This window comes from Brevibacterium siliguriense (assembly GCF_900105315.1).
Classification (GTDB): domain Bacteria; phylum Actinomycetota; class Actinomycetes; order Actinomycetales; family Brevibacteriaceae; genus Brevibacterium; species Brevibacterium siliguriense.
This window is the reverse complement of record NZ_LT629766.1, coordinates 3741641-3759262: the sequence shown is the minus strand read 5'-3', so window position 1 is coordinate 3759262 and position 17622 is coordinate 3741641. Positions and strand designations below refer to the sequence as shown.

The window sequence follows — 17622 nt, the reverse complement described above, 5'->3', positions numbered from 1 at the left end:
CCGATCCGCCCATCACAAGCCGCATATTCCCGCAACTAAAGGAGCATCATGACCACGGACACCACCGTCACCGACCTCAGCACCACCGCTGCCATCCTGGCCGCGATCGCGGACCCCTCCGGCCGCGAGATCCACGACCCCGCCACCGGCGAAGTCGTCGGCCGCACCGCCGAGGGGACTCCCGCCGATATCGACGCGGCTGTGTCGGCCGCACGCAAGGCTCAACCTGTCTGGGCAGAGCGCAGCTCTCAGGAGCGCAGCGACCTTCTGAGCAGGGCCGCCGACGCGATCGAAGCCTCAGCCGAGGCTCTGGCCGAGCTGCTCTCCCGCGAACAGGGCAAACCCCTCAACGGGCCCAACGCTCGTTTCGAGGTCGGGGCGTGCGCGGCCTGGCTGCGTGCGAATGCCGCGTTCGAACTCGAACCGGAGGTCCTCGTCGATGACGATGAGACCCACGCTGAACTCCATTACAAGCCCGTCGGCGTCGTCGGTGCGGTCGGGCCCTGGAACTGGCCGATGATGATCTCCGTCTGGCAGTTCGCGCCCTCGCTGAAGATGGGAAACACCGTCGTCCTCAAGCCCTCGGAGTACACACCGCTGTCCGTGCAGGCGCTCGTGGCCGTGGTCAATCAGGTGCTGCCGACTGGCGTGCTTTCCGTCGTACCCGGTGACGGGGCGGTCGGCGCCGCATTGACCAGTCACGAAGACGTCGACAAGATCATGTTCACGGGTTCGACGAAGACCGGGCAGGCGATCATGCGCACCGCTGCGGACAACCTCGCCCGCATCACGCTCGAACTCGGGGGCAACGATGCAGGCATCGTCCTCGACGATGCCGATCCGGCTCAGATCGCCGGAGATCTGTTCTGGGGCGCGTTCATCAACACCGGGCAGACATGTGCGGCGATGAAGCGGCTCTACGTCCCCGAATCGCTCTACGATCAGGTCTGCCAGGCCCTCGTCGAGGTGGCCGGACAGTCCCCGATGGGCGTAGGGCTGGAAGAAGAGAACGTGCTGGGGCCGTTGCAGAACAAGCAGCAGTACGACATCGTCGCTCGTCTCGTCGAGGCAGCCAAGAACGGGGGAGCACGCGTGCTCCTGGGCGGCGATCCCGTCGCCGATCAGCCCGGCTACTTCTACCCGACGACCCTCGTCGCCGACATCGACAACGACAACCCGCTCGTGTCCGAGGAGCAGTTCGGCCCGGTGCTGCCGATCATCAAGTACACCGACCTCGATCAGGCCATGGAGTGGGCCAATGAGCTCGAAGTCGGTCTCGGATCCTCGGTGTGGGGCACTGACCTCGACGCCTGCCGACAAGTCGCTGCCCGACTCGAGGCAGGTACTACGTGGATCAACAAGCACGGTGCCGTCGATCCCCGAGTGCCCTTCGGCGGGGTGAAGAAGTCCGGCTTCGGCCTCGAATTCGGCCTCGAGGGACTCAAACACGTGAGCGTCCCCCAAGTCATCTCCTGGTAATTACTACCTGACGGCGGCTCAGCAACCTCGCGCGAGGTTGCTGAGCCGCCGTCAGGTAGCAGGGAGGGTCAGCTGGGGCGGTAGTACGTGGATTCCGTCGGGGCCCTCGGTAGTGCGGCGGGACCCGTGAGCTGAATAGACGCTGACCGACCATGGTGAGTCGGCGTCGAAAGTGCCGAGGTGCCAGTCTGCGTAACGGTGCTCGAGTCTCAGCGATGTGCGGGCCGCATAATGGTCGAGATCGGCTGGGCCGCCTCGGCGATGAGTAGTCGTTCCGACGATTAGGCGGCCGCCTGTTTTCAAGAGCTCGTCGGCTGCTGCGAACGTGGTCAAAAGCTCCGCCTCGGTGAGAAAGGCGGGCACGTTGCCGGACATGAGGATGAGATCGAAGGTCTTCGGCAGCTGGTGACCCTCCAACGTTTCGGACGGTAGCTCTTCTGCCGATAGCTGCCGGAACCAAGTCGGGGCAAAGAGCTCGCTAGCCACCTGCAGGACTTCGGGGTTCGGGTCGATGCCGAACGCCAGATGCCCGGCTGAGCGCAGCGCCGCGACCGTGTTGCCGATGCCGCAGCCGATGTCGAGGATGGTCGCCTCGCGGGGTGCCAGCATGTCGACGAACCGAGCCGCGACTTCGAGGTCGACACCCGAATGCGTCAGCCAGCGCATCTTTGCGGCGTAGTCAGAAAGGTCAGGCGAAAGAGCCACAACCACAGTCTCTCACCGATTCCGACGCGACTTCGCGCTCCCAGGCACCTGACGGCGGCGCAGCAACCTGGCGTGGAGTGGTCCCCGAAAGTTGGACTGTGATCAACACAAACCAACTTGAAGGGACTACTCCATGCGCAAGGACTGTCTGATCACCAACGTCCAAGCCCGTGCCGCGATCGAACTGTTCGACCACGGCTACGGATACGCTGCGACAGCCACGAAGCTCGACGTCCACAAACCCACACTCAAACTCCTCCACGACCGGTGGTTAGTGCGTGGAACAATATCGGTCATGGAACCCCACCAGCCCCGGCGCATACCAGCAGAGCAGAAGATCGCGACCGCGAAGCGATACCTCGACGGTGAACACAAAGTCGAACTCGCCAAGGAACTCGGCCTGGCATCATCGCGACCGATCCTCGACTGGGTCAAGGAATACCGAGACAAGGGCGAGGACGCTTTCACCCCACGCAAAGCATCGGGGAAGGGCAAAACAGCTCGCATGCGCGCGATCGATCACGGGCAGGACCCGGATGCCGACCCGGCACCGTCGAAGCCGGATGTGATGGCGAAGAAGACTCGGGTCGAGGACATCAGCCTGGCCGAGTACCGGCAGTTACAAGACCGGCTGCTGCGGGCGGAAGCGGAGAACGCGTACTTAAAAAAACTGAAGGCCTTGAGGCAGAACGGGCAGCTGTAAAAGCACGCATTGTTGCCAGTCTCAAGGCGGACTACCCACTGTCACTGCTGCTGAGCATTGCGGGGTTGGCGCGGTCGACGTTTTTCTATCACCAGAAACGCTTCGGTCAGAGACCTGACCCGTATGTGCAGGTGAGGGCCCGGATCCGGGAGATCTTCACCGACAGCAACGAACGCTACGGGCACCGCAAGATTATGACTGTCTTGGTCAAAGAGGGCCTGTCGATTGCGAAGAAGACCGTGCTGCGGTTGATGCAGGACATGGGGATCAAGACCAAGGTGCGCCGGAAGCGGTACAACTCCCACCGCGGCACGGTCGGCCGTGTGGCTGGCAATGTCCTCAACCGGGACTTCACTGCTGAGGAACCGAATGAGAAATGGGTCTCTGACGTCACGGAATTCGCTGTGGCGGATCAGAAACTGTATCTGTCACCGGTCATTGATCTCTTCGATACCAGTGTGGTGTCGTACTCGATGTCGACGTCACCGAACACGGCGTTGACGAACGAGTCACTGATCAGGGCATGCCAGGGGCTTCGGCCGGGTCAGGCACCGTTGGTGCACACGGACCAGGGGTTTCAGTACCAGCACGTGTCGTGGGCGGCGATCTTGGCCGAGTATGGTGCACGCCCGTCGATGTCGCGGAAGGGAAATTGTTGGGATAACGCGGTCGCGGAGAACTTCTTCGGGCAATTGAAGTCTGAAATGTTCTATCTGCAGAAGTTCGACACTGTCGAGGACCTCAAGACCGCGATCGATGAGTACATTCACTGGTATAACTTTGAGAGGATCTCGACACGACTTGGCGGTCTTGCTCCGATGGAGTATCGGACCAAGACCGCCAATGCCACAGAGGCCGTAACCGCTCTATGCTGACCCCACAGCAGTCCAACTATTGGGGACCACTCCAGCGCCAGGTTGCTGCGCCGCCGTCAGGTAGTAATTGGGGAGGGGAAATCGGTGCGGATGATGTCGAGGACCCGGGCCAGCGCCTCGGACGGATTGTTCCGGCGCCAGCCGAGGGCGAGTGTGAAGGAATCCCCGCCCTCGACGAGGCGAACATAGCGCACCCCGTCGATGCGGATGTGATCCGAGGACTCGACGACGACGGCCAGGCCGACCTGCGCGCCGACGAGCGCCAGAAGACTGTAGGGATCCGGTGCCTCCTGGACGACCTGCGGGAGGAAGCCGACGTCATCGGCCAGCCGCATCATCACCTCTCTGACCTGCGATCCGTGCGACGGTGCATAGGAGATGAACGGCTGACCGGCGAGCTCGCTCATGCTGACCGACTCACGTTCGGCCAGCTCGTGTTCTGAGGGCATGGCGATCATGACGCTCTCCTGCCGGATGACGTGGACCTCGACTCCGGCCGGCACCGGCGGGCTGATGATCGCAAGATCCATCTCCCCGTCGCGCAGAGCGATCGCGGCCTCTCCGCAGTACATCTGCGGCTGCAGGTCGAGGCTGATGCCCGGGTGCCGCTGACCGACCTCGCGAGCCAGCCGCGACAGGATGGAGTAGCCGCTGGTGCCGCCGAATCCGATGCGCACCCGGCCCGCCAAACCCTGCTGCGCGGAGCGCGCGATGCGCCGGGCGCCGTCCACCTGGGTCCCGATGGCCGCGGCAGGTTCGACGAGCGCCTCGCCCGCCGGAGTCAGCCGGACCCGCCGCGTCGTCCGCTCGAACAGGTCGACGTCGAGGTCCTTCTCGAGCGCGCGGATCATCTGGCTGAGCGCGGGCTGCGCGATGTGCAGACGCTCCGCGGCCCGCCCGAAATGCAGTTCCTCGGCGACGGCGAGGAACGCCGTGACCTGCCTGAATTCCATTCCGTACCCCCACCGCCCGGATTGATAAGAATCTATGCTTAATCACCTCGATATTACCTCTTGGACTCTGAGTAATTCCGATGGCACTGTGGAAGGCGAAACCGATGCCCAAGGAGACCCACCCCATGACCGCAACCACCACAGACACCACCTTCGACCCCTCCGACCTGCTCGACCTCGCCGGACTTCTCACCGACGACGAGCTGGCCCTGCGTGCGCGAGTGAGAGAATTCGTCGACGAGCGGATCCGCCCGAACATCGCCGACTGGTACGAAGGCGCGATCTTCCCGACCGAGATCGTGCGTGAGATGGGTGAGCTCGGCCTCCTCGGCATGCACCTGCAGGGGTACGGCTGCCCGGGACGCTCCGCCGTCGAATACGGACTCGCGGCACTCGAACTCGAAGCCGGCGATTCGGGACTGCGCACATTCGTCTCCGTCCAGGGATCGCTGGCGATGTCGGCCATCCACAAATTCGGCTCCGAGGAGCAGAAGAACCGCTACCTGCCCGGAATGGCCAAGGGCGAGATCATCGGCTGCTTCGGACTGACCGAGCCCACCGCCGGATCCGACCCCGCCTCGATGGCCACCACCGCAACACGTAACGCCGACGGGTCCTGGACGCTCAACGGCGCCAAGCGATGGATCGGCCTGGCCTCGATAGCCGATATCGCGGTCATCTGGGCCGCCACCGACGACGGCATCCGCGGCTTCCTCGTGCCCACCGACACCCCCGGTTTCACCGCCACCCCGATCACGCAGAAGCTGTCGATGCGCGCGTCCATCCAGTGCGATATCGACCTGACGAACGTGGAATTGCCCGCCGAGGCGGTCCTGCCGGATGTCACGGGACTGAAGGGGCCGTTCTCCTGCCTCAACGAGGCCCGGTACGGAATCATGTGGGGCGCCATGGGCGCGGCCCGCGACTCCTTCGAAGCGGCACTCGACTACGCCCAGAACCGCCTCCAGTTCGACAAGCCGCTCACCGCTTACCAGATCACTCAGGAGAAGCTGGTGAACATGGCCCTCGAGATCCAGAAGGGCACTCTCCTGGCCATCCGGACCGGACGGCTCAAGGACGCCGGCACACTCGAACCCGTTCAGATCTCTGTCGGCAAACTCAACAACTGCCGCGAAGCCATCGCCATCTGCCGCGAGGCCCGGACGATGCTCGGCGGCAACGGCATCACCCTCGAATACTCACCGCTGCGGCACGCGAACAACCTCGAGTCCGTGCGCACCTACGAAGGCACCGACGAGGTCCACACCCTCATCCTCGGTCGCTACATCACCGGCCAGCAGGCATTCCGCTGATCCGAAACAAGGGCAGCGCCCCTCACACCTCCGCTAATCCGACACCTGTCAGCTCTTCGGACACGGCCCACAGGCGACGGGCCACCTCGGTGTCGGTGGATTTCGACGACCGGGACGCGAATCCCGGTTTTCCTCGGATCTCGAACGGACCGGTCGGACCGACATAGCTGCCCCCGGGCAGATCGGCGACGGCGGCGCACAGCGTCGGCCGTGCCCCATCCTGCTCGCTCTGCGCGACCACGCGGGTGAACGCACGGCTGACTCGGGTGTCGAAGGAACCGTCATCGCTGGAGCCGAAGAGGTTCGTCGCCGCCAACCCCGGGTGGGCGGCCGTCGCGATCACCGAGGATGACCGCTCGGACAGCCGGCGCTGGAGTTCGGAGACGAAGAGCAGGTTCGCCAGCTTCGACTGACCATAGGCGGCCATCGGCCGATACCCTCGGCGCTCCCACTGGAGATCGTCGAAATCGATCGTGCCGAAACGGTGGGCGATGGAGGCGACGGTGACGACGCGCTCACGCACCTGCGGGAGCAGCAGATTCGTCAGCGCGAAATGGCCGAGGTGGTTCGTCCCGAACTGCGATTCGAACCCGTCGACGGTCCTGTACAGGGGCGGGATCATGATCCCGGCATTGTTGATGAGGAGATCGACCGGTTCGGTGAAGCCTGCCGCGAAGTCGCGGACCGAGGACAGGTCGGCGAGGTCGAGGTCGCGCACCTCGGTGCTGCCGGGCATCGTCTTGGCGGCGGCTTCGCCCTTCGCGCGATTGCGCACGGCCAAGACGACATGAGCGCCCCTGCCCGCCAGAACCCGGGCAGCGACCCGGCCGAGTCCGCTGTTCGCGCCGGTGATGAGAGCCGTGCGCCCGGTCAGGTCTGGGATGCCGAAGCCGATCGGAGCAGTCATGTGCTCATCCTAGATATCTGCCCTGGCAGTCAGATGTCCAGGCAGAACGGCGGATCGCCGCCTGGCCGAATTTGTTAGGGTAGCCTTCGTGCCGAAGATCCCTGAAACCGGTGCGCAATTGCTGCGCCGAGCCGCCCGTCGGCGCATCCGTCCGCTGCTCGGTGGATCGGGTGCACTGTCGATCTGGCAGGTCTGCGAAGCACTCGTGCCGGTGGCGATCGGCATCATCGTCGACCGGGCGATCATCCCGCTGTCGGTCCCGGCGCTCATCGTCTCGGTCATCGGCCTCGGTGTCCTCTTCACCGTGCTCAGCGTCGTCGGCTACCGATTCGGCGCTCGTCTGTGCAATGCCGCCCGTGAGCACGAAGCCCACGCGCTGCGCGTCGAGATCTCTCACGCAGCGCTGACCGCCCCGAACCTGCCGGCCGACCGCACCTCGGGAGAGATCTTGTCCATCGCTTCCGCTGACGCCGATACCGCCGCCGCGTCCTTCCAACAGGCCGGACGCGGAATCGCCTCGGTGCTGGGCATGATCACCGCAGCGGTCTTCCTCCTCATCGCCGACCCCGTGACTGGGCTCGTCGTCCTCGTCGCCGTCCCCATCGGTCTGATCATCGTCGCCTTGCCCGGACGGTCCGTCTCGGCGCGGGCGGCGGCGCAGCTCGAAGCCGTCGCCTCGGCGGGGCGCTCGGCCTCCGACCTCATGCACGGACTGCGTGTGATCAAGGCGATGGGAGGGGAGCCGTGGGCGGTGCGTCGTTACCGCGCGACCTCCGATGCGGCCGCCTTCGCCGGCATCGCCACAGGTGAGAGGACCGGACGCCTGGCCGGTCTCGGGGCGCTCGTCATGTCTGCGGTGCTGGCGATCGTCCTCATCGTCGCAGGCCTGCGCCTCATCGACGGGCAGATGAGCGTCGGTGCCCTCATCGGCATCCTCGGCATGACCGCCTTCCTCACCGAACCGATGCGCGCACTCGCCGAGATCGTCGGTCTCTTCGCCCAATCCCACGGCGCCGCCGAACGCATTGCTCGACTGCTCACCACGCTCGCCGAGGCGGCCCCCACCACCCGTGATGCCGCCGACAACCGCCCGACAGTTTCGACCGCCGAATCCGGAATCACCATCACCGGATGGCCGACGAAGGCAGACGAACTCACCACCGCCGGCGGCTCGCTGACCTGCATAGTCGCCGAGCACGCCGAGGATGCCGCCGTGCTGCTGGCGGCGCTGACCTCTCATGCCCGCAGCCTAGGCCCCGCTCGGATGCTCGTCGCACCCCACCACGTCGACCTGTTCGAAGGCACCATCGGATCGAACATCACGATGGTCGTCGCCGACGAGCGACCAGACACAGACGGCCGACCAGACGGAGCCGGCCATCCGCCGATCTCGGCCGAGGTGCTCACCGCCTCGGGAGCAGCGGAACTGCTCGACCTCGTCGACGGTGGTCTCGACTACCGGATCCAGGAACTCGGCGGGAACCTCTCCGGCGGTCAGCGGCAGCGCGTCGCATTGGCTCGTGCCCTGAACATCGATCCTGAGATCCTCGTCCTCGCCGAACCCACCACCGCCGTCGACGCCGTCACCGAAGCGACGATCGCTCAGGGACTCAGCCGACTGCGCCGCAGGAGAAGAGAACGGGCCACGATCATCCTCACCTCCTCACCGGCTTTCCTCGCCGCCGCGGACACCGTCGTCTATCGCCCGACCACCGGTCCGCTGCTCATCGGCCGTCATGCCGACCTCCTCGAGGCCGACACCGACAGCGCCGGAGCATACAGAGATGCGGTGACCCGATGACGGCACCGACGCAGACCACCCTGACGATCGCCTCGCGACGTCGTTCCTTCGCCCATCTGGCCCCGCTGCTGCGCCGGCGAGCCGGCTGGATCGTCCTCCTCGTCCTCGCGGGATTGGCCAACGCCGGGGCCGGCCTCGTCGGGCCGTGGGCGATCGGCCGCCTCGTCGACGAACTCCCCGCCGGCGCCGGCCCCGAACTCGTGTGGACGTGTGCCATCGCCGTCGCGGTCGCCGGCATCGTGATGGCCGCCGGCACGTGGATCGGCGCCTGGGCGCTCGCCCGCATCGCGATGCCCGTCGTCGCCGAACTGCGCACGGAGGTCGTCGGCTCCGCCCTGACACTCGAGTCACAGCGGATCGAGCGCACAGGCACCGGCGACCTCGTCTCCCGCGTCGCCGATGACTCCCGCAAGATCGGCGAGGCCGCCGGCCAAGTGCTGCCGCTCGTCGTCGAATCCCTCCTCGTCGTCGTGGTCTCCGCCTTCGGCCTGGCCGCCATCGATTGGCGCCTCGGCCTGGTCGGACTCGTCGCCATTCCGATGTATTGGCTCACCCTGCGCTGGTACCTGCCCAGATCAGAACCCATCTACAAAGAGGAACGCGCGGCCTTCGGCCGGCGTGCCGGCCGGCTCCTCGGCGGCCTCACAGGTAGCGCGACCCTGCGCGCCTATCGCGCCGAGGCAGGCGAGATGCGACGCATCGACTCCGCGTCCGCCCACGCTCGCGACCTGTCGATCGACGTCTTCCGGTTCGTCACCCGCGCCTTCGGACGCAACAACCGCGCCGAGGCGGTCGTGCTCTCACTGCTGCTGGCCGCCGGTTTCGTCCTCGTCTGGTTCGGCGAGTCCACCGCCGGAGCAGTGACCACCGCCGCCCTGGTATTTCACCGCCTCTTCAACCCCATCGGCGCCCTCGTCGCACTCTTCGACCAGGTCCAGTCAGCCGGCGCCTCCCTGACCCGCATGGTCGGAGTCATCGACGAAGCGGCCACCGCGCCGAGCCGATCGACCCAGACAGCGCCCGCCGCACCGAGCCTCGTGCTCGAGAACCTGTGGTTCTCCTACGACATCGACCCGGACACGGACAATCACGTGCTGCGCGGGGTGAACCTGAACATCGCACCTGGTGAGCACATCGCCGTCGTCGGCACCACCGGTGCCGGGAAGTCGACGTTGGCGAAGATCGCCGCGGGGTTGTCAGCGCCCGGTCACGGATGGGCGCGTCTCACGGAGGGCGGGGCCGCCTCGGCGAACGGGGTGGACGTGGGAGCGATGGACGAATCAGTGCTGCGCCGGCATATCGCCATGGTTGCGCAGGAGGTCCACACTTTCTCCGGCAGTCTGTGGGACAACGTCGCCCTGCCGCGTCCGGACGCGACCGCCGAGGACGTGCGCAACGCGTTGGACGTGGTCGGCGCTGGGTGGGCGACCTCTCTGCCGAACGGCATCGACACGCTGATCGGGGAGGGCGGAGTTCGCCTGACCGCGGTCCAGGAGCAGACGATCGCGCTCGCCCGCCTCGTCCTCGCTGACCCGGACTTCGCAATCCTCGACGAGGCCACCGCAGAGGCGGGATCGGCGGGAGCCCATGTCCTCGAAGCCTCCGCCGAGGCGGCTCTTAACGGCCGCGGCGCGCTCATCGTCGCGCACCGGCTGAGCCAAGCCGAGAAAGCCGACCGGATCCTCGTGATGGAACACGGACGCGTCGTCGAAGAAGGCGCCCATGCCGAACTCGTCCGTGCCGGCGGCCGCTACGCAAAACTGTGGGAAGCCTGGTCAGGCTGAACCCGATCAGCTCAGGCCGAGCACCGTCGTGGCGATCGTGAAATAGATGATGAGGCCCGTGGCATCGCAGAATGTGGAGATGAACGGGTTGGAGAACACCGCCGGATCCGCCCCGACCTTCTTCGCGATGATCGGCATCAGACCGCCCACCGTCGCGGCCATTATGCACACCGACAGAAGCGTCAATCCGATGACCAGGCCGATCGCCCAACCGTAGACGAGTCCGGCGATGACGAAACCCAAAGCGCCGAGCACGGAGCCGAGCACCGCGCCCACACGCAGCTCTCTCCAGATCACTCGCCCGAGGTCGCGGACGCGCACCTCACCGACGGCCAGGGCGCGGGTGACGGTCGTGGCCGCCTGATTGCCGGTGTTGCCTCCCGTGCCGGTGAGCAGCGGAATGAAGAGGGCGAGGATGACAACCTGATCGAGCCGGTCCTCATAGACCTCGAGGACCTGGACGGTGAGGATCGCGGACACGGCGAGGACGAGCAGCCACACGATACGGCTCTTGACCAGATGGATGATGGTCGACCACAGGTAGGACCGATCCAGCGGCTCCGTACCGGACCCGCGGGCGAGGTCCTCCGCGTCCTCCTCATCGACGATGTCGAGGACGTCGTCCATGGTGAGGATGCCGACGAGCCGCTCCTCCTGGTCGGTCACGGGCATCGCGATGAGCCGGTGGGAGAGGAATTCACGCGAGGCTTCCTCACGGTCGGTCAGCGCATGAGTGCTCAGTGAGTCACGCACCATGTCCTCGATGACCGTATCCTCGTCGGCGGCGAGGAGGTTGCGCAGCGACACCACTCCCCGCAGCACCCGGCCGGGACCGACGACGGGCAGCAGATAGACGGTCTCGGGGCCGTCGATGCGGGCGCGGACGACCTCCATCGCCTGGGCAGCCGTCCAATCCTCGTGGATGCCGAGGACCTCCGGAGACATGTATCGACCGATCGCGGACTTCGGGTAGCCGAGCACCGCAGACGTCATCGACCGCTCGTCCGGCGTCAGTCCCTTCATGAGGCGACTGGCCACACTCGCGGGCAGCTCGCCGAAGAGTTCGGCACGGTCATCGGGGTCGAGGCCCTCGACGATATCGGCGACTTCAGGTTCGCGGAGATTGCCGATGAGCTCGGCCTGATAGGCCGGAGGCAGATCCTCGAATACGTCGAGAGCCTCCTCCTTCGTCAGGACTCGGAAGAGCATCGCCGACTGCAGCGGGGTCGAGGTGTGGACAAGGCGGGCGATCTCGGCGCGCGGAACCTGCCGGGCGAGGCCGGCGATCTCGTCGAGAGTACCGGGATCGATTCTGCTGGTGAGTGCGGATTCGAGTCGGTCGGCCGCCTCGGTGCCCTCTGTCGTATCGGCCACGCATGCCCCCTCACCTCGGACGGAAACTTCCGCAATCAAGCCTAGGCCATGCCACGAGGCGACAATTCGGCCAGCACCCAAACGACTCCGTCCAACGATGGAGCCATGACATCCTTTCGCAAGCTCCACGTCCCCGGCGACCCGTTCATCCTGCCGTGCGCCTGGGACGTGGCCAGTGCGCAGTTATTCGCTGAGGCGGGACACCCGGCCACCGGAACGACGAATCTGGGCGTCGCCGCACCCATCGGTGCCGCCGATGAGGACCGGGAAACCCTCACCGCAACCGCGAGCCTGGTCACAGCCCTGCGACGCACGCTGCCGGACCTGCCGCTGACCTGCGATTTCGAAGACGGCTATGGTGACGATCCCGAATCCGTCGTGGCAGTCGTACGTGAGACCTTCGCCGCCGATTCAGCCGCCGGGCTCATAGTCGACGGCATCAACATCCAGGACCCGCGCCAAGGCCAGATGCACGACCCGGCCGCTCTGGCTGCGAAGGCCAGCGCGCTCAAAGACGCGTTCCCTGAACTGTTCGTCAACGCACGGATCGATACTTTCTGGGTCGGGGGCGACAACTTCGGCGAGGTGATCTGCCGCATCGACGCCTATGTCGATGCGGGTGCCGACGGCCTCTTCGTCCCCGGCGGACTCGATCTCGAGACGATCGAGACGATCACCGGCCACAGCCGAGTTGCGGTGAATGTTGCTGGCCAGTCCGCGGAATTCGCTGTCCAGTCTCGCCGAGGCGGGAGTGGGGCGGATCAGCATCGGATCGCTGCTCTACCGCGCGGCGATGTCTGAGGCGCGGCGTTCACTGCAGATCCTCGCCGAAGACCGCGTCGAAGGCAGCCCCGACAATGAGGGAGGCGGTGGACGGGGCGACCTGTGCCGACGTGGGGGGGGGGGGGGAGTTCGAAGTTCGTGCTCGCGGTGGACGTCGATCGGCGACGCGGGGATCCGGGTGGCATTTGCGTCTCCTTTCCCCTCAGCCCTAACACATGGGAGCCTGCCGCAAACGAACGGGGTGAAGCTCAGTCCTACTGATGCGAGTCGTCGATGACCTCGGGCATTCCATCGATCACCGAGACCTCTTCGGTCCCGTCCTCGGCCAGGGCATCGACATTGAGATCGTCCCCATCGAGCTCAGCGACTTCGAATTCGTCCTCATCGTCGGAGACCATCTCGTCGCCGACGCGATTTCCCTGTTCGGCTGCAGGCGACTGATCGGTGTTGAACTCGTCAGAGAGTCCGGGAGCTTCATTCTCGTCCTCCCAACCGGCGTCGTCGACGAGAGCATCGTCGGCACCTTCGATCCCGGTGCCCTCCGGCCCTTCGGCGCCGGGTTCGACGGGAGCGTCGGCGGGCTCGTCGTCGATGCTGGAATCGAGGTCGACTTGTTCGGCCTCGGCTTCAGCAGCCGCGAGCTCGGGATCGTCCAGTTCGTCTCCCGTCGGCTCGCCGAGTTCGGGGTCCCCGAGGATGGGGTCGTCTTCCAGCCGGTCTGCCCCTTCCGAATCGAACTCGCTCATGATCTCTCCTTCGCTCGTCGTCGATCTCGGGCCCTCATTCTTGCACGTCGTCGGTCTGCAGGCTATGGGTGCGCACTCACTTCCGATCGAAGTGCTCCTTCCACCGTGTCCAGTCCCAATCGGTCAGAAACTTCTCCCCGGCACTTCGACCCGCCGAGACGAGGTCGAGCTTGTCGGCAGTCGTCAGTGCGAAGTTCGTGCTGCTGTGGCCGGTCGTGTCGACGAACACAGTCCGTTCGGTCACCGAGGGATCGTCGATGTGTCTGCGGTCGTGGGCGTTGAGCATGGTGGTCAGCAGCGACTTCGCGTATTGGAAGGTCGTCGCATTCGGCTGCCATTCCGCAGCCGCAGTCTGCCGGGCCGAGAGCATGACACCGAAGGTCGGCCAGCGAGCAGGTTTCGCGTCCTTGCGGTCGAAGACGTCGACGGGAAAGTTCGACAGCAGTCCGCCGTCGGCACCGAGGACGGAGTCGCCGCCGGCCACGTCCGGCCGGGCGGGCAGACCGCGCGGCCGGAAGAAGAACGGACTGGCCGCCGAGGCGCACACCGCCTCGGCGACGGACTGACTGTCCGCATCGACACCGAGGGCACCTTCGTAGTCCCAGGGCAGGCGGAGCATACGACCGCGGGAAACATCGGAGACGATGACGACGAGCCGATACGACCGCTCGGGCGGGATCGCACTGCCAGGATCGTGGAGCTTGAGGTCACCCCACGTGCGCACTCCGTGATCGGCCAACGCCGAGGCGAGGAAGTCGTGAAGCGCCTGCCCTACATACATCCCCTTGTGCAGCAGCAGTCCTTGTAATCGCCCCAGCCAGGGGAAGAGGCGGAAGGCTGGTGGCAGGTCCTCGAACTCGGTGAAGTCCTGCTCGAGGACCTGCTGCCGCAGGCTCGATGCTGAGATCCCCGCCGCGGTCAGCGCACCGACGATGGCCCCGGCCGAGGTGCCGGCGATTCGGTGGAAGTGATAGCCGCCGTCGACGAGAGCCTCGACCGCGCCGACAAGCCCCGGCAGCTTCGCCCCACCGCCCTCGAGAACGAGATCGGTCATCGCCATGGCGTCTCCTTCCTCTTTCATTCTGATCCCATTGTGGACCAGCGCCGAGGATGCGCCGCTCAGTGACGTGCGACGGTGGCCGGAACGTCTCCTTCCGGTGACCTGTGCTTCTGGTTCGGACCGGTCCGACCGGTGAAGTGGTCCATCGTCTGGTTGACTCCGAGGAAGTCCATGACTTTGTCGAACGCGCGGGTCGGCAGGAGACGGGCACCTGGGACCAGCCGGACGAGCGAGGGCATGACCAGCTGCTCGCGACCGGATTCGACGGAATCGAGGACGCGTGTGGCCACGTCGGTCTCTTCGAGGATCGGGAGCAGGCGCGGGAACTTCGTCTGCACACCCTTGAACATGCCGGTGTTGATGTAGAAGGGGCAGACGGCGAGCGTATTGACTCGGCTGCCGTCGGCGCGCAGCTCTCCGCGCAGCGATTCAGTGAAGCCCACCGCCGCCCATTTGCTCGCGGAGTAGTCGGTCTGTCGAGCGACTCCGGTCAGACCGGCCGCGCTGGCGATGGTAACCACTGAACCGCGATCACGCTCGATCATTCCGGGCAGGAATGCCTGGGTCGTCCAGTACAGGGCGAAGGTGTTGACGTCGTAGAGACGACGAACCGCCGCCTCCTCCATGTCGAGAAGCTTCTTGCCGGAGACGATCCCGGCGCAGTTGATGAGAACGTCGATCGGTCCGGTCTCCTCGGCGGTGGCGGAGACCTGGTCGGCATCTCCGACGTTGATGGTGAAGGATCTGGCCGCGGTCCCGGCGGCCTCCACCTCGGCGCGTACTGCGTCCCCACGTTCGTCCGAGAGGTCCCAGATGATGACCTCGGAGGCGCCGCGAGCCGCTGAATCGAGGGCCATGAGCCTGCCGATTCCGCTTCCGGCTCCCGTGATGAGGATGCGGCTTCCGGCGATCTTCGTTCCACGCGTCATGTCTATGCGTCCTTGCAGTAGGTATCAGTGCTGTCCCTCTCGAGCAGAATCCGCCCTTGCGGATCGCCACGAGATGTTACTCAACAGTACATCAGTGTGTCATGGCTCACGCAAGGGCGGATTCGAAGTTCGCTCGTCGACGAGGCGCTCAGCTCTCCTTCATGCCTTTCTGGATGAGGTCCATCACCGAGGAGTCCGCCAGGGTTGTGACATCGCCGACCTCGCGATTCTCGGCCACGTCCTTGAGCAGTCGTCGCATGATCTTGCCCGACCGGGTCTTCGGCAGATCGGGCACGATCATGATCGAACGGGGAGTTGCGATCGGTCCGATCGAGGATCGCACATGACCTCGCAGCTCACCCACGACATCGTCCCCTCCGTCGTTCGCGCTCTCGCGGAGGATGACGAAGGCCTCGATCGCCTGCCCTGTCATCTCATCAGCAGCCCCGACCACGGCCGCCTCGGCGACCTTCGGATGCGCGACGAGGGCGGACTCGATCTCTGCGGTCGACATCCGGTGACCGGAGACGTTGAGCACGTCGTCGACGCGTCCGAGGACCCAGAAGTCGCCGTCGCGGTCGATCTTCGCTCCGTCCCCGGCGAAGTACACGTCCGGATATTGCGACCAGTAGGTCTTCTTGAACCGTTCCTCATCGCCCCACAGGGTGCGCAGCATCGACGGCCACGGCTCCTTGATGACGAGGTAGCCGCCGTTTCCGGGTTCGACGGAATTGCCCTCATCGTCGTAGACGTCGGCGATGATGCCGGGCAGCGGGCGCATCGCCGAGCCCGGCTTTGTCTCGGTCACGCCCGGCAGAGGGCTGATGAGGATGCTGCCGTTCTCCGTCTGCCACCAGGTGTCGACGACGGGGCAGCGATTCCCGCCGATGTGCTCGCGGTACCACATCCACGCTTCCGGATTGATCGGTTCGCCGACGCTGCCGAGCAGACGCAGACTCGACAGGTCGAACTGTGCGGGGATGTCGCGGCCCCATTTCATGAATGACCGGATGGCCGTTGGCGCGCAGTAGAGGATGGAGACCTTGTACTTCTGCACGATCTCCCACCACCGTCCCCGGTGTGGTGTGTCCGGGGTGCCTTCATAGAGCACCGAGGTGGCTCCATTGGCCAGCGGACCGTAGACGATGTACGAATGGCCGGTCACCCAGCCGATGTCTGCGGCCGTCCAGTAGACGTCCGTCTCGGGTTTGATGTCGAAGACCGCCCAGTGGGTGAAGGAGGCGCCGATGAGGTAGCCGCCCGTGGTGTGCATGATGCCCTTGGGCTTTCCGGTCGTGCCCGAGGAGTACATGATGTAGAGCGGATGTTCGGAGTCGAAGGCCTCCGGGGTGTGGGTCTCCGGCTGCCGTTCGACGACCTCGTGCCACCACAGATCGCGATCGTCGTTCCAGGCCACGTCCTGGCCGGTGCGGCGCACGACGAGGACGTTGCGCACCTCGGGGCAGTCCTCCATGGCCTCGTCGACGACGGATTTGAGGCCCGATGGCTTGCCCTTGCGGTAGCCGCCGTCCGCGGTGATGACGAACTCGACTCCACAGTCCTTGACGCGGTCAGCGATCGCCGAGGCGGAGAAGCCGCCGAAGATGACGGTGTGCGGGGCGCCGAGGCGGGCGCAGGCGAGCATCGCGAACACTGTCTCGGGGATCATCGGCATATAGATGGCAACCCGATCATCCGTCTTCACACCGAGTTCGGTGAGTGCATTCGCGGTCTTCGAGACCTCGCGCAGGAGGTCGGAGTACGTGATGGTGCGGGTGTCTCCGGATTCGCCTTCGAAGTAGTAGGCGACGCGATCGCCGAGCCCGTTCTCGACGTGGCGGTCCACGCAGTTGTAGGCGGCGTTGAGTCTGCCTCCTGTGAACCACTTCGCGAAAGGCTTGTCCGACCAGTCGAGGACCGAGTCGAAAGGGGTGTCCCAGGTGATCCGCTTCGCCTGTTCCTCCCAGTAGCCGATGCGGTCGGCCGCGGCCTTGTCGTACTCATCGGCTTTCGCGTTCGCGGCGGCCGCGAAGTCCGCTGGGGGAGGGAAGGCCCTGTCCTCGTGGCTGAGTTCCTGAATCGTCGGATTGTTCGTCATCGTGCTCTCCTTTCACCCTGCGCCACCACGACGTGGGCGGGTCATCGAACTCCTCTTCAACCTACTCCAGTCGGTGCGGATTTCAAGAGGTGTCCGCAGGCGCGAAGAAGCC

Annotated in this window: 14 protein-coding genes and 1 pseudogene; 7 read left to right on the top strand and 8 right to left on the bottom strand. The window is 65.4% G+C overall.

The genetic code is table 11. The annotated features are described in order from the left end of the window. Nucleotides 1-48: 48 nt before the first annotated feature. Complete coding sequence (locus BLU88_RS16910; RefSeq protein WP_092016553.1) at nt 49-1479, top strand: aldehyde dehydrogenase family protein; 1431 nt, start codon at nt 49-51, stop codon at nt 1477-1479. Nucleotides 1480-1530: 51 nt separating this feature from the next. Here BLU88_RS16910 and BLU88_RS16905 read toward each other — a convergent pair whose 3' ends face one another. Beyond that, on the bottom strand, nt 1531-2184 hold the full coding sequence (locus BLU88_RS16905; RefSeq protein WP_231939479.1) for a class I SAM-dependent methyltransferase: 654 nt from the start codon (nt 2182-2184) through the stop codon (nt 1531-1533). A gap of 133 nt (nt 2185-2317) precedes the next feature. Here BLU88_RS16905 and BLU88_RS16900 point away from each other — a divergent pair, with 133 nt between their 5' ends. Both BLU88_RS16900 and BLU88_RS16895 read left to right on the top strand, forming a co-directional pair. Then, nucleotides 2318-2887 (top strand): helix-turn-helix domain-containing protein, encoded by a 570-nt coding sequence (locus BLU88_RS16900; protein WP_092009028.1) that lies wholly within the window; start codon nt 2318-2320, stop codon nt 2885-2887. 8 nt (nt 2888-2895) lie between these two features. Then, a complete protein-coding gene (locus BLU88_RS16895) occupies nt 2896-3762 on the top strand; it encodes an IS3 family transposase (protein ID WP_231939705.1) in 867 nt (288 codons plus the stop codon). Between the two features lie 56 nt (nt 3763-3818). Here the strand turns inward: BLU88_RS16895 and BLU88_RS16890 are convergent, their stop codons facing one another. After that, entirely contained in the window at nt 3819-4715 is an 897-nt protein-coding gene (locus tag BLU88_RS16890) for a LysR family transcriptional regulator (RefSeq protein ID WP_092016547.1), read from the bottom strand. A gap of 125 nt (nt 4716-4840) precedes the next feature. Between BLU88_RS16890 and BLU88_RS16885 the strand changes: the two genes are divergently transcribed. Beyond that, nucleotides 4841-6028 (top strand): acyl-CoA dehydrogenase family protein, encoded by a 1188-nt coding sequence (locus tag BLU88_RS16885; protein ID WP_092017613.1) that lies wholly within the window; start codon nt 4841-4843, stop codon nt 6026-6028. 22 nt (nt 6029-6050) lie between these two features. On the opposite strand, the gene BLU88_RS16880 is transcribed toward BLU88_RS16885, so the two are convergent. Continuing rightward, entirely contained in the window at nt 6051-6935 is an 885-nt protein-coding gene (locus BLU88_RS16880; protein ID WP_092016545.1) for an oxidoreductase, read from the bottom strand. A gap of 88 nt (nt 6936-7023) precedes the next feature. On the opposite strand from BLU88_RS16880, the pseudogene BLU88_RS16875 reads away from it, so the two are divergent. Beyond that, a pseudogene (locus BLU88_RS16875) lies at nt 7024-8493 on the top strand (ABC transporter transmembrane domain-containing protein); the annotation flags it as partial. 239 nt (nt 8494-8732) lie between these two features. After that, nucleotides 8733-10520 (top strand): ABC transporter ATP-binding protein, encoded by a 1788-nt coding sequence (locus BLU88_RS16870; protein ID WP_092016540.1) that lies wholly within the window; start codon nt 8733-8735, stop codon nt 10518-10520. 6 nt (nt 10521-10526) lie between these two features. Here BLU88_RS16870 and mgtE read toward each other — a convergent pair whose 3' ends face one another. Beyond that, on the bottom strand, nt 10527-11894 hold the full coding sequence (gene mgtE / locus BLU88_RS16865; RefSeq protein ID WP_092016538.1) for a magnesium transporter: 1368 nt from the start codon (nt 11892-11894) through the stop codon (nt 10527-10529). Between the two features lie 105 nt (nt 11895-11999). Here mgtE and BLU88_RS16860 point away from each other — a divergent pair, with 105 nt between their 5' ends. After that, complete coding sequence (locus tag BLU88_RS16860; protein ID WP_157689181.1) at nt 12000-12695, top strand: isocitrate lyase/PEP mutase family protein; 696 nt, start codon at nt 12000-12002, stop codon at nt 12693-12695. Between the two features lie 236 nt (nt 12696-12931). Here the strand turns inward: BLU88_RS16860 and BLU88_RS16855 are convergent, their stop codons facing one another. The 4 genes from BLU88_RS16855 to acs all read right to left on the bottom strand — a co-directional run bounded on the left by BLU88_RS16855 (nt 12932) and on the right by acs (nt 17510). Continuing rightward, a complete protein-coding gene (locus BLU88_RS16855) occupies nt 12932-13423 on the bottom strand; it encodes a hypothetical protein (protein WP_092016532.1) in 492 nt (163 codons plus the stop codon). A gap of 76 nt (nt 13424-13499) precedes the next feature. After that, nucleotides 13500-14483 (bottom strand): patatin-like phospholipase family protein, encoded by a 984-nt coding sequence (locus tag BLU88_RS16850; protein ID WP_157689179.1) that lies wholly within the window; start codon nt 14481-14483, stop codon nt 13500-13502. Between the two features lie 59 nt (nt 14484-14542). After that, a complete protein-coding gene (locus tag BLU88_RS16845) occupies nt 14543-15412 on the bottom strand; it encodes an SDR family oxidoreductase (protein ID WP_092016527.1) in 870 nt (289 codons plus the stop codon). A gap of 148 nt (nt 15413-15560) precedes the next feature. After that, nucleotides 15561-17510, bottom strand: coding sequence for an acetate--CoA ligase (gene acs / locus BLU88_RS16840; protein WP_092016523.1), 1950 nt, complete (start codon nt 17508-17510; stop codon nt 15561-15563). Nucleotides 17511-17622 lie beyond the last annotated feature (112 nt).

Bases quoted from the DNA above. Each gene is read 5' to 3' on its own strand.
- BLU88_RS16910 (WP_092016553.1), top strand. From the start codon at position 49: ATGACCACGGACACCACCGTCACCGACCTCAGCACCACCGCTGCCATC.
- BLU88_RS16900 (WP_092009028.1), top strand. From the start codon at position 2,318: ATGCGCAAGGACTGTCTGATCACCAACGTCCAAGCCCGTGCCGCGATC.
- BLU88_RS16890 (WP_092016547.1), bottom strand. From the start codon at position 4,715: ATGGAATTCAGGCAGGTCACGGCGTTCCTCGCCGTCGCCGAGGAACTG.
- BLU88_RS16885 (WP_092017613.1), top strand. From the start codon at position 4,841: ATGACCGCAACCACCACAGACACCACCTTCGACCCCTCCGACCTGCTC.
- BLU88_RS16880 (WP_092016545.1), bottom strand. From the start codon at position 6,935: ATGACTGCTCCGATCGGCTTCGGCATCCCAGACCTGACCGGGCGCACG.
- BLU88_RS16870 (WP_092016540.1), top strand. From the start codon at position 8,733: ATGACGGCACCGACGCAGACCACCCTGACGATCGCCTCGCGACGTCGT.
- BLU88_RS16860 (WP_157689181.1), top strand. From the start codon at position 12,000: ATGACATCCTTTCGCAAGCTCCACGTCCCCGGCGACCCGTTCATCCTG.
- BLU88_RS16855 (WP_092016532.1), bottom strand. From the start codon at position 13,423: ATGAGCGAGTTCGATTCGGAAGGGGCAGACCGGCTGGAAGACGACCCC.
- BLU88_RS16850 (WP_157689179.1), bottom strand. From the start codon at position 14,483: ATGGCGATGACCGATCTCGTTCTCGAGGGCGGTGGGGCGAAGCTGCCG.
- BLU88_RS16845 (WP_092016527.1), bottom strand. From the start codon at position 15,412: ATGACGCGTGGAACGAAGATCGCCGGAAGCCGCATCCTCATCACGGGA.
- acs (WP_092016523.1), bottom strand. From the start codon at position 17,510: ATGACGAACAATCCGACGATTCAGGAACTCAGCCACGAGGACAGGGCC.